Raw genomic sequence first — 16,023 nt, 5'->3', positions numbered from 1 at the left:
CCCCCGGGAGGCGTTCGCTCCCCGGGGGCCGTCGCCGTGTTCGGGCGTCCGTACGGCTGCGCGTCCGGTCAGACGTAGCGCTCCAGGATGGACGATTCGGCAAGGCGGGACAGGCCCTCGCGGACCGAGCGGGCACGGGTCTCACCGACGCCCTCGACGGTCTGCAGGTCGTCGATGCTCGCGGCGAGCAGCTTCTGGAGGCCGCCGAAGTGCTCGACCAGGCGCTCTATGACCGTGTTGGGCAGGCGCGGGATCTTCGCCAGCAGGCGGTAGCCGCGCGGCGAGACGGCGGCGTCCAGCGACTCCGGCGAGCCCGAGTAGCCGAGCGCCTTGGCGACGGTCTGGAGGTCCAGCAGCTCGGCGTGGGTGAGCGCCTCCAGGTCGGCCAGCACCTCGGTGACCGTCCGGCCCTTCTTGGCCGCCCGCTCCGGGAAGTAGTCCCGGGCGACCAGCTCGCGCTCCGGCTCCACGCCCGCGATCAGCTCGTCCAGCTGGAGCGAGAGCAGCCGGCCGTCGATGCCGAGCTCCAGCACGTAGCCGGCGATCTCGGTGGCGATCAGCCGGACCATCTCCAGGCGCTGGGCCACGGCGGTGACGTCCCGGACCGTCACCAGGTCCTCGATCTCCAGCGCGGAGAGCGTGCCGGCCACCTCGTCCAGGCGCAGCTTGTAGCGCTCCAGGGTGGCCAGCGCCTGGTTGGCGCGGGACAGGACGGTGGTGGAGTCCTCCAGCACCCGGCGGGTGCCGTTGACGTACATCGCGATCAGCCGCATCGAGTGCGAGACCGCGACCACCGGGTAGCCGGTCTGCCGGTTGACCCGCTCGGCGGTGCGGTGGCGGGTACCGGTCTCGTCGGTGGGGATGGTCGAGTCCGGCATCAGGTGCACGCCGGCCCGGACGATCTTGGTGATGTCCTTGTCGAGCACCACCGCGCCGTCGAGCTTGCACAGCTCGCGCAGCCGGGTGGCGCTGAACTCGACGTCCAGGACGAAGCCGCCGGTGCACACGGACTCGACGGTCTTGTCGAAGCCCAGCACGATCAGACCGCCGGTGTTGGCCCGCAGGACCCGCTCCAGGCCGTCACGAAGCGCGGTACCGGGCGCGATGGCGGTGAGGGAGGCCCGCAGCAGGGCCTCCTCGCGGGAGGCCTTGTCCGCCCCCCGGTCGCTGGCTGCCACGTGACTCCTCCGGTCGACCCCGTGCCTCGCGCCGTGCGCCGGTCCGCGGTCTGTTGCTCTGTCGCTCAGTACCGCTCGGTACTGCCTTCTGGCCAATGAGACTGGAGAAAGTCTAACTGCGTGTGGCTTCGGCAGGGCTTGGGTCAGCGCAGTTCGTCGGAGTCGAGCGGCTCCCAGCCGTCCATCAGCTCCTCGGGGTACGCCGCCGGGCGGTCCGCGGCCCGGGCGGAGCGCGGGGCCGGCGGCGCCGACGGTGCCTCACCGCGGGGCTCGGTGCGCGGCTTGGCGGCGGAGCGGCGGCGGCCCGGGATGGCCCGCAGCGCCTCGCCGATGTCGGCCACCTCGACCACCTTCATGCCCGGCGGCACCTTGCCCGGGTCCGGCGGGACCAGGGCGTGGGTGAAGCCCAGCCGGTGCGCCTCGGCGAGCCGCCGCTGCACACCCGTCACCCGCCGCACCTCGCCCGCCAGGCCGACCTCGCCGATCGCCACCAGGTTGCTGGGCAGCGGGGTGTCGGTGGAGGAGCTGGCCACCGCGAGCGCCACCGCGAGGTCGGCGGAGGGCTCGGTCAGCTTCACCCCGCCGACCGTCGCGGTGTAGATGTCCTGCTTGCCGAGCTTCACCCCGCCGTGCCGCTCGACCACGGCCAGGATCATCGCGATCCGGGGGGACTCCAGACCCGAGGTGGTGCGGCGCGGGGAGGGGATCTGCGAATCCACCATCAGCGCCTGCACCTCGGCCACCAGCGGGCGCTTGCCCTCCAGGGTGACGGTGAGGCAGGTGCCCGGGACGGGCTTGTCACGCCTGGTCAGGAAGAGGCCGGACGGGTCGGCCAGGCCGACGATGCCCTCGTCGTGCAGCTCGAAGCAGCCCACCTCGTCGGTGGCGCCGTAGCGGTTCTTGACCCCTCGGATGAGCCGCAGCCGGGCGTGCCGGTCCCCCTCGAAGCTCAACACCACGTCCACCAGGTGCTCCAGCAGCCGCGGGCCGGCGATCTGGCCGTCCTTGGTGACGTGGCCGACCAGCAGGGTGGCCATGCCGCGCTCCTTGGACGCCCGGATCAGCGCGCTCGCCACCTCCCGGACCTGGGCCGGGCCGCCGGGGGCGCCGTCCAGCTCGGCGGAGGCGATGGTCTGCACCGAGTCCAGGATCAGCAGGCCGGGGTTGACCGCCTCGATGTGCCCGAGCACCGCGCCGAGGTCGGACTCGGCGGCGAGGTAGAGGTGTTCCGAGAGGGCGTTGATCCGGTCCGCGCGCAGCCGGACCTGGCCGGCCGACTCCTCGCCGGTGACGTAGAGCGTGCGGTGCTGCGCGGTGGCCGCCTTGGCGGCGACGTCCAGCAGCAGGGTGGACTTGCCGACGCCGGGCTCGCCGGCCAGCAGCACCACCGCGCCGGGCACCAGGCCTCCGCCGAGCACCCGGTCCAGCTCCGGCACGCCCGTCGAGCGGGCCGTCGCGACCTGGCCGTCCACCTGGGCGATCGGGCGGGCGGGCGCGCTGACCGGACCGGCGGCCGTGGTGCGGATCGGCACCGCGCCGTACTCCTCGACCGTGCCCCAGGCGTTGCACTCCGGGCAGCGGCCGACCCACTTGGGCAGCTGGTTGCCGCACTCGGTGCAGCGGTACGCCGGGCGGGGCTTGGCGGTGGTCTTGGAACGCGGAGGCATGCGGCCCACCGTAGCGCCTGGGTGTGACAACGACGGCCCGCCCGCGGGCTCGCCCCGCGTCCACACAGATGGGCGATGTTGTTACCCGAAAGAAGTACATACGCGGCGAACGGCCGGGGTCAGCCGTGCACGGTCTCTACCGTCGGACGGGTGACAACGAGAACTGTTGGGCCGACCGGGGCGGGCAGGCCGGGTGAACCGACCGGGCCCGGTGAACCGAACGGGCCGGCCGGACCGAAGGCCGCCGCCGCGCTCGTGGCGTACGACCGGCAGGTGGACGGCCTGTTCACCTACTGCCTCTCGGTGCTCTGCGAGCACGACGCGGCCGCCGACGCCCTGGGCGAGGTCCGCGAGCTGGCGCGGCGGCACGGCGCCCGGCTGGCCGAGCCCGGGCTGCTGCGCGCCTGGCTGTTCTCACTGGCCCGGTACTGCTGCCTGCGCCGGCTCGCGGGCGGCGGCCACGGCGTGACCGGTACCGGGGACGGGCGGACGCCCGGGGCCGAGCCGGGCGAGGCCGAGGCGGCCCGGCGGCGGCGCGAGCTGTCCTCGCTCGCCTGGCCGGAGGCGGCCGGCACCGACCCGGAGCAGCGCGAGGCGCTGGAGCTGTCCGTCCGGCACCGGCTGACCCCGCTGGAGGTCGCGGCGGTGCTGGACCTGCCGTTCGAGCGGACCCGCGCACTGCTGGCCGGGGCCGAGGCCGAAGTGGCCCGGACCAGGGCGGCGCTGCTGGTGCTCGGCGTGGGCAGCTGTCCGGAGCTGGACCGGCTCGGCGGGGCCGGGACGGAGTCCTGGCGGGACTGGGTGCTCGGCCCGGCGCTGCGGCGGGAGCTGGTGCAGCACGTGGTGGACTGCCCGACCTGCCGGGGGACGGCGGAGCGGGTGGCCGCGAGCGAGGCGGCGGGGGGTGCGGCGGGGCTGTCGGGGCTGGCGCTGCTGCGGGCTCCGGTGGGCCTTCCCGGGGGCGCCGCGGTCACCGGCGTGGCGGCTGCTCCGGTGGCGACTGCTCGGGTGGTGGCTACTCGGGCGGTGGCTGCTCGGGTGGTGGAACCGGGGCTGCGGTTCGACCAGGGCGGCTTCCCCCGGCACCGGGCGCCGGATGCGGGGCGCGGGCTGGCGGTGCGCCGACGGGTGGTCACCACCGGGGTGCTCGCGGCCGTACTGGCGGCGCCGGTGATCGCGCTCTGGGCCGGGCACCGGGGCGGTGGCGGGTCGAGGCCGGCTGCCTCAGTGTCGGCGGTACGGGTGGACGAGGCCGGAACGCCGACCGGGCAGCGGCCGCGGCCCGCAGTGGACGGCCCGGCGGGGCCGGGTGCGCCCGGTCTGCCCGGGATGGAACTCGCGGGGGCCGCGACCGGGATGGTTGCGGACGGTGCCGGTGTGGGCGGCGCCGGTGTAGGCGATGCAGAAACGTTGCTTCCGGGTTTTCCACGACTCACCTTCGAGGGCGCGGTGATCCCGGTCCCGGCCCACGGCGCAACCCCGCTCAGCAGCCCGACCCTGGTCGCCGCACCGGCCCCGGCGGTCGACCGCGCCTCCGCAACGGGCACGGGCGAACCGGCCCCTGCCGGACTGCTCACCGTCGAGGCCGGCGAGTACGGCAGTCGGACCGTCCTCACCCTCACCAACTCCGGTACCACGGAAATCCGTTGGCGCGCAGTGGCGGACGCCGGCTGGCTCCGGCTCAGCCGCGACTCCGGCACCCTGGCGCCCGGTCAGCGGATCACCGTGATCGTCACGGTGGACGAGGACCAGGCACCGGCCATGCACTGGACCGCCCGGATCGCGCTGCCGCCCTCGCAGGCGGTGGTCACCCTGGAGGGCGGTCCGCACAACCGCGGCGGGTCCGCCTCCTCCCCGGCCGAGCCGTCGCCGTCATCGTCGCCGTCATCGGCGTCGCCCTCCACGCCGGTACCGACCGGTTCCGCCACCGCCTCGCCCACGGCGGCACCGACCGCGTCCGGCTCGCCCACGTCGTCCCCGTCGCCGTCCGGCCCGCCGGCGGGCTCCCCGCCCCCCTCGGGCACGGCCACCACGGCGCCGCCCGGCTCGGACACCTCGCCGCATCCGACGGGCACGGCAACGGCCTCCCCGTCGAGGCGGTAACAGCGGGTGCAACGCGCCGGACGTGGTCGGCGGTGCACAGGAAGTCGGCCGGGCCGACTTCTCGTGCACAGCGGGCCGGGCGCCGAAGATAGGTAGACCGGTCTGCATAATCCTGCCTGCGACCTCCAGGCGAGAGAACGCGCGGAAAGCCGGCCCGGCCGACTTCTCGCGCACAGCAGGCTCAGGAATCGACCGACTATGTAGACCGACCGCCATATTCCCAGCGGAGAGCCGACCAGAAGTCGACCCGGCCGACTTCTCGCGCACAACGGGCCGGGCGCCCAAGATAGGTAGACCGGTCTGCATAATCCTGCCTGCGACCTCCAGGCGAGAAGACGCGCGGAAAGCCGGCCCGACCGACTTCTCGCGCACAGCAGGCTCAGGAATCGACCGACTATGTAGACCGACCGCCATATTCCCAGCGGAGAGCCCGACACACCAGAAGTCGACCCGGCCGACTTCTCACGCACAACGGGCCGGGCGCCCAAGATAGGTAGACCGGTCTGCATAATCCTGCCTGCGACCTCCAGGCGAGAAGACGCACGGAAAGCCGGCCCGGCCGACTTCTCGCGCACAGCAGGTCGGGCGCCGAAGGTAGGTAGACCGGTCTGCATATTCCAGTCTGCGGCCTCCAGGCGAGAAGACGCGCGGAAAGTCGGCCCGGCCGACTTCTCGCGCACAGCAGGCTCAGGCCCTGGGAGATTCCGGCCGCGAGCTCCCGGCGGGGACGTGCATGAGAAGTCGATCAGGCCGACTTCTCATGCGAGGGCGGCGGGATCCAGGGGCCCCCGTCGAGGAGCCGCGGCCGTGCTGCTGGGGCGGGCAGGGGTGTCAGACCCGGTGGATCGGCGGGATCTGGTAGCTGCCGTCCAGGACGGCGGGCCCGGGCTGGTAGATGCGGAGGATGGGCCGGAACTCGCCGGGCGGGGTGGGGAGCCAGTTGGCGGCGGCGGGCGGGTCCTCGGGCTGGTCGTGCTGGAGGGCCAGGGTGAGGGAGCCGTCCTCGCCGTGGACCAGACCGGGGGTGCGGTCGCCGATCGAGTAGCGGTCGATCGGGTTCTCCACCAGGTAGTAGTCCGGGACGGAGTACATCGTGACCGACCAGAACGCCCCGGCCGGGGGCGGCTGTTCGAAGCGCAGGGTGTAGTCGTGGACGCCGGAGAGGGGCCGGCCGTCGGAGTCGTGGTAGGTCATCGCGAACGAGGCCTCGTAGGCGTGGTTGCCCCAGAGGCCGGCCCGGGCGGCGGCGGCCCGGCTGAGGTAGGCGGCGCGGCGGTCGGGGATGCGCCACTCGGGGTCGTCCAGGGTGCCGGGGCCCAGGTGGTCGGTGTTGTAGTCGAAGAGGTGGAGCGCGCTGCGCCACTCGCCGGGCGGGTGGTCCTCCGGCGGGCGGGTGGCGTCCTCGACCCGTTCGCGGCCGGCGGCCAGGCCCTTGGCCAGCGCCAGCGTCCACTCGGGGGCGGCCGCGCGGTACGGCGAGGCGCCGTCGTCCAGCAGGCCGAGCGGGGCGAAGCGGCGCTGGTACTCGATGTCCGCGGTGGCGGGCGGGAAGGCCTGCATCCAGACCCTCAGCCGCTCGAAGAAGGCCAGCCGCTCGGGGACGTCGGCGTCCGGCTCGGGCAGTCCGGCGACCAGGCCGCCGGGTTCCAGCGGATCCAGTTCCAGGGCGGCCTGGAGGGCCCGGACCCGGGGCAGGTCGTCCGGGCCGGTGCAGGCGAAGCGGCCGACGAGGGTGCCGATGGTGGTGGGCAGCTCGACCACCCGTTCGGGGTCCGGCGGGCTGCCGTGCCAGCCGGGCGGGACGATCAGCCAGGTCTGCGAGCCGGTGCCGGTGGCCCGGCGGCCGAGGTAGGCCACGTTGTCCGTCCAGGCGTCGATCAACTGCAGCACGTAGTAGGCGTCCGCGGTGTCCGGGACGCGCAGCACCTGCGGGCCCTCGGAGAGGTCGAGCTGGGCGATCGAGTAGACCGTGTCGTTGTTGACCGAGACGAAGTCGTCGGCCGGTCCGGCCAGCCGGGTGGCGTGGCTGATGTGGTTGAACGGCGCAGCCGGCAGGGTGCCCAGGCCGCCCCGGACGAACCGCTCGACCATGGTGAGGCCGGCGACCAGCGGGTAGCCGTAGACGTACGCGTCGGCGGCCAGGGCCTCCAGATCGGGCTGGTTCATCGCGGGTCCTTCGTCCGGGGCGGGCAGCCGGTCGGCGGAGTGCTCGGCGTCGGCGGGCCGTTCGTGCCGGCTGTGGCGGGCGGGTCGTGCACCAGGCCGGGGTGCGGTCGCCGATCGCGGTACAAATCGGATGCTAAGCGGGCCCGGGTGGGGTGGCACGTCGGGCCGGGCGCCGTGCGGCATCCGGTAATCCCCTGTCTGCTCACCGCGAATCCGCGCGTACGGGCGGGGCGGACGAGAGAAGGTCGTCGGCATGAAGATCCTCCTGCTTGGAGGCTCGTCCTTCCTCGGACGGGCCTACGCTGCCGAGGCCCTGGCCCGGGGCCACCGGGTGACCACCTTCAACCGCGGCCACAGCGCCGCCGACCTGCCCGGCGTCGAGGCCGTCCGCGGCGACCGCAACAGTGCCGGGGACCTCGCCCGGCTGGTCGACGGCCGCAGCTGGGACGCCGTCGTCGACACCTCCGCCCAGCAGCCCGCCCAAGCCGCGCTCAGTACCCGACTGCTGCGCGACCGGGCCGGCCACTACACCTTCGTCTCCTCCGTGCACGCCTTCGCCGACTGGCCCGCCCACGTGGTCGACGAGGACTCCGCGTTGCACCCCTGCCCCGCCGACACCCCGCCCGACCAGCCGCCCGGCAACGCCCTGAAGGCCGGCTGCGAGCGCGCCGTACTGGCGGGGTTCGGCGCCCGGCGCACGCTGGTGCTGAACAGCGGGCTGCTCGTCGGTCCGTACGAGTTCGGCGGCCGGCTGCCCTGGTGGCTGGAGCGGATGGCACGCGGCGGGCGGGTGCTCGCCCCGGGTGATCCGCAGCGGACCATGCAGGTGATCGACGTCCGGGACTTCGCCGGCTTCGGGCTGGACCTGCTGACGGCCGGAACGTCGGGGCGGTTCGTCACCACGGCGCCGCCCGGCCGGCTCCGCTTCCGCGAGTGGCTGGAGACCTGCCGGGAGGTGGCGGGCGCCGCGGACACCGAGCTCGCCTGGATTCCGGACGGGCCGCTGCTCGCCGAGGGGCCGGACCAGGTCGGCGCGTGGACCGAACTCCCCCTCTGGGCACCGGATCTGCCCGATCTGGCGGGCGCCTGGCTGGCCGACACCAGCCGGGCGGAGGCGGCCGGGCTGCGCTGTCGGCCGTTCACCGAGACGGCGCGGGACACCTGGGAGTGGCTGCGGACGCGCGGGCCGGTGGAGGACACCGACGCCGAGGGACGCAAGGGGCGGCCGGGGGCGGCGGTGCGGCAGGGCATCGAACCCGCCAAGGAGCGGCGGCTGTTGGCCGCCTTCGGCTGACGGCTGGCGCGTCAGGCAGCAGGAGTGGGAAGTCGGCCGGGCCGGCTTCCCACTCCCGAGGCGCTCCCGAGGCGCTCCCGAAGCGCTCCCGAAGCGCTCATGAGCACTCATGAGGCACTCCGGGAGGACCCTCCCCGGGACGCGTTTTCCCCTCCCGGGGGCGCGTTCGACGCGGTCAGCCCGCTCAGTGCGTGCGGCGGGTGACCAGCTCGGCGAGCGCCAGCAGCTCGTCGGCCGCGGCCGGCTCCGGGACCGCGGCGGCCAGCTGCGCCATCGCCGCGGCCATCCGCTCGCAGGACTCGCCCTGCGCCCAGCCACGCCCGCCGGCCGCCTCGACGTCCGCCGCGCACTGCGTCAACTCCTCGGGGCTCAGCGGACGTTCGAGCGCGTACAGCTCGCCCAGCCGCTTGCCCTCGACGGTGCCGGAACCCAGCGCCGCGACCACCGGCAGCGACTTCTTGCGGGCGACCAGGTCCGCGCCGACCGGCTTGCCGGTGACCGCCGGGTCCCCCCAGATGCCGATCAGGTCGTCGATCAGCTGGAAGGCCAGGCCGATCTCCCTGCCGAAGCCGTCCAACGCCTGCGCCGCCTCCTCGGAGGCGCCCCCGTACAGGGCGCCCATCGCGCAGGCCGCGCCGAGCAACGCACCGGTCTTGGCCTCCGCCATCGCCAGGCACTCGGGCAGCGAGACGTCGTTGCGCCGCTCGAAGGCGCAGTCGATCTGCTGCCCCTCGCAGAGCTCGACCACGCAGTCCGCGAGCCGACGGATCGAGCCGTGGGCGGCCGGGTGGGTGTCCTCGGCGAGCAGGCGCAGCGCGAGGGAGTGCATGGCGTCCCCGGCCAGGATGGCCTCGGTGGTGCCGAACACCCGCCAGGCTGTGGGCCGGTGGCGCCGGGTGTCGTCCCGGTCGATGACGTCGTCGTGGAGCAGGGTGAAGTTGTGCACCAGCTCCACCGCGGCGGCCGCGGCGACGGCCTCGGCGGGCTTGCCGCCCAGGGCCTGGGTGGCGGCGAGGACCATGGCCGGCCGGATCGCCTTGCCGGCGGGGGCCTCGGCGGGGGTGCCGTCGGCCTCCCACCAGCCGAAGTGGTAGCCGGCCACCTTGCGCATGGTGCCGGGCAGCGAGTCGACGGCGGCCCGCAGGACCGGGTCGACCAGGGCGCGGGTCCGGGCGAGGATGCCCGCCGCCTCGTGCCCCTCTTTGTGGTCCCGCTGCAACGTGGGACTGGTCATGGGTGTCTCCCCCTGTCGGTCGCCTGTCGTGGGACGGCCCGCCGACGGCGGGCCGGGGTTGCGCTGCGGTGCCAGGGCGACGTGCGACGGCGCTGCGGTGCCGGGACGACGTCGCGCGGCGCCCCGGCCGCCCTCGGGCCGGGCCCGCACGCGCGGGGTGTGCCGTCCGGCCGGGGTGCGGTGGGCGGCCCCCGTCCGACGGCACGGCTCTGCGACCGGCCCCGCGCACCGTCAGTACTGCGCGATGTCCACGTTCTCCAGGACTCCGACCGCGTCCGGCACCAGGATCGCGGCGGAGTAGTAGGCGCTCACCAGGTAGGAAATGATGGCCTTGTCGTCGATTCCCATGAACCGCACCGACAGGCTCGGCTGGTATTCGTCCGGAATTCCGGTCTGGTGCAGACCGATGACGCCCTGGTTGTCCTCGCCGATTCGCATCGCGATGATCGAGCTGGTGCTCCCGACGATCGGGATCTTGTTGCACGGAAAGACCGGAACCCCCCGCCAGGACAGGATCTGCTTGCCCTCGACCTCGACCGTCCCCGGGTAGAGGCCGCGCTTGTTGAGCTCCCGGCCGAAGGCGGCGATGGCCTTGGGGTGGGCCAGGAACATCCTGGTGCCGCGACGGCGGCTGAGCAGCTCGTCCATGTCGTCCGGGGTGGGCGGGCCGGAGTGGGTCTGGAACCGCTGCTCGTACGCGGCGTTGCCGAGCAGGCCGAACTCCGGATTGTTGACCAGCTCGTGCTCCTGGCGCTCGCGCAGGGCCTCGATGGTGAGCCGGAGCTGGTGCTCGGTCTGGTTCATCGGCTGGTTGTAGAGGTCGGCGACCCGGGTGTGCACCTTGAGGATGGTCTGCGCGACGCTCAGCTCGTACTCGCGCGGCTTCAGCTCGTAGTCCACGAAGGCGCCGGGCAGCTCGTACTCGCCCCGGTGGCCGGCCGAGAGGTCGATCTCCGCCTCGCCGTGCTTGTTCTGCGCCTGCTGGAAGCCGTTCAGGTACTCGATGACCTGGAGCTGGAGCGCCTCGGAGCGGTCGTGCAGCTCCTCGAAGGAGTGCCAGGACAGCGTCAGCACGGTGCCGGAGGTCGCGGCGCGGACGGTGTACGGCCAGTCGCCGCCGTCCTGCCGGATCGCCTCGTCGCCGAGGTGGTCGCCGTCGGCGAGGGTGCCGATCACCGTCTCCTCGCCGTACTTGCCGGTGCCCAGCCGGTCGAGCTTGCCGTGCGCGATCAGGTAGACCTCGGTGATCGGCGCCCCGGCCCGGACCAGGACGTCGCCCGCGTTGAAGTCCCGCTGCACGAAGCGCGAGGCCAGCTCCTCCAGCACGGCCTCGTCCTGGAAACCGCGCAGCGCCGGCACCTCGGCCAGGGTGGGCGGGACGATCCGCACCTCGGTGCCGGTCTTGACGAAACTCACCCGGCCGCGGCCGACCGAGTAGCGCAGGCGGCGGTTCACCCGGTAGGTGCCGCCGGACACCTGCACCCAGGGCAGCTTCCTGAGCAGCCAGCGCGGGCTGATGCCCTGCATCTGCGGAGCGGACTTCGTGGTCGTCGCGAGGTTCCGCGCGCCCGCCGTGCTCAGACTCTGCTGCTGCCGGATCTCCGATCGCGCACCGGGCGCAGGAATACCGGCATTGGTTTCGGTCGACATGAGGGGAGCCCTTCGCATATCCCGATGAAGTGTCGCCTTGCACATGCGTGTTGCAGCTTCATCGTGGGCCCATTCGATGGCGCCCCGCAATCACTCGTTCGAGTGGTTCGGAATGGCCGAACAAATAGTACGAATAGATCACCTGATCGATATCCGTTCGACTATTCATTCGGACAAATCGGAGTGCCGCGACCCATCCTCCCCCATCCGCGCCCCGGCCCGCAGCCCCTTGGCTCGACCCGCACGCGGCGCCCCGCCGTCCGAGCCGTTCGAACAGGCCGCCAGGACGCCCTGACCTTCCGTCCACTCTCTGTCAGGGACGGTCACCTGAGTGCGCCCGTACGCGCCTGCCTGAACCGCACCTACGCCGAGAACGTCTCTGCCCTCCCGCCCCCGCGATCGCGGCCTTCACCGGCAAGGCCCACGGCTACGCGGCCATCGCCGAGCCGGACTTCCCACCCCGCCCGGGTGTGACGGACCGACGCGCGCGGCAGCCCCGCCGCTACAGCGGGCCGTTCCAGTCGAGGGTCGGCTCCAGCACGCCCTCCAGGGTGAGCAGCCAGCGCTTCACCTCGATCCCGACCCGGCCGCCGCCGAAGCCGCCGATCCCGTCCGCCGCCACCACCCGGTGGCAGGGCACCAGCAGGGGGACGGGGTTGGCGGCCATCATCTGCCCGACCGTGCGGGCGGCCAGGCCGGGCTCCGCGACGTCCTCGAACACCCCGCTGCGGGCGGCCAGTTCGCCGTAGGTGATGGTCCGGCCGTACGGCACCTCGCGCCAGAGCGTCTGCAGCACCGTGCGGTGCGGGCCGGAACTCAGGCTCCAGTCGATCGGCAGGCCCAGCTCGCGGGTGCGGCCCGCCAGGTAGGCGCCGATCCGCTCGGTGACGGCGGCGATCTTCGACTCGTCGGTGCACGGCGGCACTTCGCCCCCGCTCGGCCCACCGTAACCGGCCGACGCCACGCCGAGCGGGGTCACCGCGATGTGCATCGGCCCGCTGGGCAGCGGGGTGGGCACGGTCAGCCAGGACATCGACCAGGACTGCGGCACGCTCGGGCCCCCACCCTCCACCGGACCGGCCGCCGACCACCCCGGCACCCGGGAGGCGTCCCCGCCCCGCGCGCCATCGTACGGCGGGCGGCCGACGGCCGGAGCGGCTCCGGTCAGAGCTGCCCCTTCAGTGCGCGGGCGTTCGACGCGCACCAGTGCACCAGCTCGGCGCGGTCCGGGGCACGGCCCTCGCACAGCACGGCGAGCTGTTCGTCGTTGATCCGGTTCGGTCCCGGGATCTCCAGCAGGTACGCCAGTTCCGCCAGCACGGTGGCGAGCCGCTCCGCGTCCGTGTGGTCCAGGGTGACCGCGGACTCGTGATGGCTGATGGTGAGCGAGCCGGGCATGATCGACCTCCTCCGTCACCCCCGCCCTCCACGGTACGACCGGGTCGGCCGCCCCGCCCGTCGCGGAGGCGTACGTGCGCGGGAGGGGCAGCCGTTCGCGCTCCGGAGCCGGCCGGGCGCGGTGCGCGGCGGGCCGGGGGTGCGCCCCGAAGCCGTCCGAGGGGTTGGTCAGCTGTCCGGGCCCTCCTCCCAACGGCGGTTCCGCACCGCCGGTACGGCCAACACTACGGCCCCGGCAACCAGTTGCCAGACCGCCCCGAACAGCAACACGGCGCCCGCCCCGAACCGGTCCGCCAGCGGACCGGCCGCCGCCAGCCCGAGCGGGCCGAGGGCGAAGGAACCCAGCACGCCGAACGCCGTCATCCGACCGAGCATCTCCACCGGCACCCACTTCTGCGTGGTGGTGCTGTAGAGCGTCCCGCAGACCGCCGAGCCGACCCCGGCCACCAGCGCGCCGGCGGCCACCCAGGGCAGCCCCGCCCCGGCCGCGAACGCCCCGGAGGGCAGCGCCCAGCCCAGCGCCGCCACCGACGCCACCGCGAGCGGACGGGCGGGCGCCCGGCCGAGCATCAGCAGGCCTCCCAGCACCGCGCCGGCGCCGTAGCCGCCCATCACCAGGCCCCAGGCACGGGCGCCGCCGAGGCCCTGCTGCGCGAGCAGCGGGCCGAGCACCAGGAAGGGGGCCCAGACCAGCAGGTTGAACAGGCCCATCTGCACGGTGGTGATCCACAGCCACGGGCGGGAGGCGAACTCCGACCAGCCGGCCCGGACGTCCCGGATCATCGACTCCCCGCCGGCCGGTGCCCGCACCGGCAGTCGCAGCCTGGCCAGCGCGAAGGCGCCGACGCCGTACGTCACCGCGTCGGCCAGCAGCACCGTCGCCGGGCCCCAGGCGGCGGTCACCAGGCCGGCGGTGGCGGGGCCGACCACGGCGGACACCGAACGGCCCAGCCCCAGCAGGGTGTTGGCGTCCGCCATCAGTTCCTTGCGACGCACCAGGTCGGGCACGACCGCTCCGAAGGCCGGCATGAACAGCCCCTCGCCGATCCCCCAGACCGCCACCAGCGAGACCATCGCCCAGACCGGCGCGCGCCCGGCCGCCAGCAGCCCGGCGAACAGCGCCTGGACCAAGCCGCGTAACAGGTCCGAGCCCAGCATCACCCGACGGCTGCCGAGCCGGTCGGCGATCACCCCGCCGGCCAGCAGCACCAGCACCACCGGGAGGATCCGGGCCGCCATCACCCACCCCACGTCGGTGCCGCCGCCCCCGTCGTCGAGCACCGCGAAGGCGACCGCGACCGGCGCCATCGATGAGCCGACGAGGGAGGTCGTGTACCCGATGAAGAACCACGTGAATTCGCGCTCGCCGAGCACGGCGAGACGGTCTCCCAGACGCCTTCTGCGGGCCGGGATCCGTTCGGTCTGCACTGCCATGTGCAGCAAGTCTGCGGTTCGACGGGGAGCGGTTCAAGGGATTGCGGAGAAAAAGTTGAGCCTTTTGGAGTCAATTTCCTGCAGCCATCCGACTGCCGCAGTAAATAGTGGCCATTACGGCTTTCCACCTGCCCTTTACTGCGAATTGCGGCTAGGGTCGAGCGACTTGAGGGGATTGATTTACTGCGAAAGAGGGCGGTCGTGAAAGAAACTGCGGCAGGACTCCCGCCGGTCGAGTACGCCGTCGCCGTCGAGCGCTACCTGGCCGCCGCCGGGCTCGCCGCCGGCTCCCGGCGGATCTACCGGATCGCACTGGACACCTGGGCCTGGGCCCTCGCCGACCGGCCCGCCCCCACCGGCCCCGAACGGCGGCGGGCCCGACCGCCCGTCCTGCCGCTCGCGCTGCTCGACCAGCCGGACGCCGCCGAGCGGCTCCGCGCCGCGGCCGCCCGGCGCGGAGCCGACACCGACCCGCGCACCCTCAACCGGGAGCTCTCCACCCTGCGCGCGGCCGTGGCCTGGTGGCGGGCCCGGGGCTGGATCGACGGCGACCCGACCGCCGGCCTGCGTCCCCGCCCGCTGCCCGACCCGGCCGCGGCACCGGGCCTCCTGACCCCCGAGGAGCTGCGCGCCCTGTTCGCCCTCCGCGCGCCGCTGCGCGAGCAGGCGCTCTGGCACCTGCTGCACGAGTCCGGCGCCGCGATCGAGACCGTCCTCGCCCTGGACACCGACCACCTCGACCTGCCCCGCCGCCGCACCCTCCCCCACCCGGACCGCACCCCCGTGCACTGGCAGTCCGGCACCGCCCGGCTGCTCCCCCTCCTGGTGGCCGGCCGCGCCACCGGCCCGCTCTTCCTCACCGACCGCCGCGCCCCCGCCGGCGCCCCCGCCCGCGACCGCTGCCCGTACACCGGCCACGCCCGCCTCTCCTACCGCCGCGCCGCCGAACTCTTCACGGCCCACACCCGGCCGCTCGGCCCGGGCTGGACGCTCCGCCGACTGCGGGCGGGGCGGTAGGACGGAACGGAAAGGCGTCGAGCGGGAAGGCGGGGCCGGGAAGTCGGGGCGGGAGGGCGTCGAGCCGGAAGACGGGCCGGGAAGGCGTCGAGCAGTGGCCTCCGGCCGAGCTGCGAAGGGCTCCGACGCACCGTTACGCAGCCGATGGGCGGCCGTGACACGACCGGCCGAGGACCGCGACACGGCGCTCCTACCGTCATCCACGACGCCCCGGCCGAACCGGCCGGAGGGCGTCCGCGACGAGGACGTACGCGTCCGGCGCCGACGACGGACGTCCCGCGACACCAGCACGCCGGGTCCCGCGAACCGCACCGCGGACCGGCGGCCACCACCCACCGACCGATGCAGAGGGAGACACCCCGTATGAGCAGGAGCCGCACCCACCACTCGCCCGCCCGCCGCGTCCTGGCGGCCTGCGCCCTGACCGGCGCCGCACTGCTGGCCACCGTCACCGGCGGGCAGGCCTGGGCCGACGCCGCGCCGAAGCCCGCCGCGACCGCCCCCAGCCACGCGGCCCCGGGCGGCGACGCGGCGGCGAAGCCCACCGCCGTGCCCGCCCCGGTCGCCCCGAAGGTCGAAGCCTCGCCGGCCGTGGCCGTCCCGAAGGGCGCCGCCTCGCCGGTCCCGGTCGCCCCCGGTGGCGCCCAGCCGCAGGTCCGCGAGGTGCCCAAGGGCGCCGCGCAGGCCGGTGACGGCTCCGCCGCCTCCGACAGCTCGGGCCTGATGCTCGCCGGTGGCGGCACCGTCGCGGCCGTCGGCGCCGCGGCCCTGGGCTTCGCCGTCCTGCGCCGCCGTTCCGGTGCGCGCGGCTGACACCGGTCCCGAGTCCGCCGGGCGCCCCGGCGCCGCTTCCCCGTACCCCGGGCGCGTATGCACCTCAGA

12 protein-coding genes are annotated in these 16,023 nt (G+C 74.2%); 4 read left to right on the top strand and 8 right to left on the bottom strand.

Translation table 11 applies throughout. The annotated features are described in order from the left end of the window. Positions 1–68 precede the first annotated feature (68 nt). A complete protein-coding gene (gene disA / locus ACFU7Y_RS22465; protein WP_224285322.1) occupies positions 69–1,127 on the bottom strand; it encodes a DNA integrity scanning diadenylate cyclase DisA in 1,059 nt (352 codons plus the stop codon). Between the two features lie 194 nt (positions 1,128–1,321). Next, entirely contained in the window at positions 1,322–2,845 is a 1,524-nt protein-coding gene (radA, locus tag ACFU7Y_RS22460) for a DNA repair protein RadA (protein WP_380769446.1), read from the bottom strand. A gap of 150 nt (positions 2,846–2,995) precedes the next feature. Here radA and ACFU7Y_RS22455 point away from each other — a divergent pair, with 150 nt between their 5' ends. Then, a complete protein-coding gene (locus ACFU7Y_RS22455; RefSeq protein ID WP_380769445.1) occupies positions 2,996–4,948 on the top strand; it encodes a hypothetical protein in 1,953 nt (650 codons plus the stop codon). A gap of 831 nt (positions 4,949–5,779) precedes the next feature. On the opposite strand, the gene ACFU7Y_RS22450 is transcribed toward ACFU7Y_RS22455, so the two are convergent. After that, positions 5,780–7,114 carry a DUF1254 domain-containing protein gene (locus tag ACFU7Y_RS22450; RefSeq protein WP_380769444.1) on the bottom strand — a complete coding sequence of 445 codons (1,335 nt, stop codon included), beginning with the start codon at positions 7,112–7,114 and terminating at the stop codon, positions 5,780–5,782. A 253-nt stretch (positions 7,115–7,367) separates the two neighbouring features. Here ACFU7Y_RS22450 and ACFU7Y_RS22445 point away from each other — a divergent pair, with 253 nt between their 5' ends. Continuing rightward, complete coding sequence (locus ACFU7Y_RS22445; RefSeq protein WP_380769443.1) at positions 7,368–8,408, top strand: NAD-dependent epimerase/dehydratase family protein; 1,041 nt, start codon at positions 7,368–7,370, stop codon at positions 8,406–8,408. Positions 8,409–8,592: 184 nt separating this feature from the next. Here the strand turns inward: ACFU7Y_RS22445 and ACFU7Y_RS22440 are convergent, their stop codons facing one another. The 5 genes from ACFU7Y_RS22440 to ACFU7Y_RS22420 all read right to left on the bottom strand — a co-directional run bounded on the left by ACFU7Y_RS22440 (position 8,593) and on the right by ACFU7Y_RS22420 (position 14,124). Continuing rightward, on the bottom strand, positions 8,593–9,642 hold the full coding sequence (locus ACFU7Y_RS22440) for a family 2 encapsulin nanocompartment cargo protein polyprenyl transferase (protein WP_224283853.1): 1,050 nt from the start codon (positions 9,640–9,642) through the stop codon (positions 8,593–8,595). 231 nt (positions 9,643–9,873) lie between these two features. Next, a complete protein-coding gene (locus tag ACFU7Y_RS22435) occupies positions 9,874–11,292 on the bottom strand; it encodes a family 2B encapsulin nanocompartment shell protein (RefSeq protein ID WP_380769442.1) in 1,419 nt (472 codons plus the stop codon). Positions 11,293–11,794: 502 nt separating this feature from the next. Next, positions 11,795–12,343 (bottom strand): methylated-DNA--[protein]-cysteine S-methyltransferase, encoded by a 549-nt coding sequence (locus tag ACFU7Y_RS22430; protein ID WP_380769441.1) that lies wholly within the window; start codon positions 12,341–12,343, stop codon positions 11,795–11,797. A 113-nt stretch (positions 12,344–12,456) separates the two neighbouring features. Next, positions 12,457–12,690, bottom strand: a complete 234-nt coding sequence (locus tag ACFU7Y_RS22425; RefSeq protein WP_224284896.1) for a hypothetical protein — start codon at positions 12,688–12,690, stop codon at positions 12,457–12,459. Positions 12,691–12,858: 168 nt separating this feature from the next. Next, entirely contained in the window at positions 12,859–14,124 is a 1,266-nt protein-coding gene (locus tag ACFU7Y_RS22420; RefSeq protein WP_380769440.1) for an MFS transporter, read from the bottom strand. A 201-nt stretch (positions 14,125–14,325) separates the two neighbouring features. On the opposite strand from ACFU7Y_RS22420, the gene ACFU7Y_RS22415 reads away from it, so the two are divergent. Continuing rightward, complete coding sequence (locus tag ACFU7Y_RS22415) at positions 14,326–15,141, top strand: hypothetical protein (RefSeq protein WP_380769439.1); 816 nt, start codon at positions 14,326–14,328, stop codon at positions 15,139–15,141. 363 nt (positions 15,142–15,504) lie between these two features. Continuing rightward, the gene (locus ACFU7Y_RS22410) at positions 15,505–15,954 is read left to right on the top strand and encodes a hypothetical protein (RefSeq protein ID WP_380769437.1); all 450 of its coding nucleotides are present in this window, start codon (positions 15,505–15,507) and stop codon (positions 15,952–15,954) included. Positions 15,955–16,023 lie beyond the last annotated feature (69 nt).

This window comes from Kitasatospora sp. NPDC057542 (assembly GCF_042801945.1).
Taxonomy (GTDB): domain Bacteria; phylum Actinomycetota; class Actinomycetes; order Streptomycetales; family Streptomycetaceae; genus Kitasatospora.
This window is presented reverse-complemented; position numbering and strand designations above follow the sequence as displayed.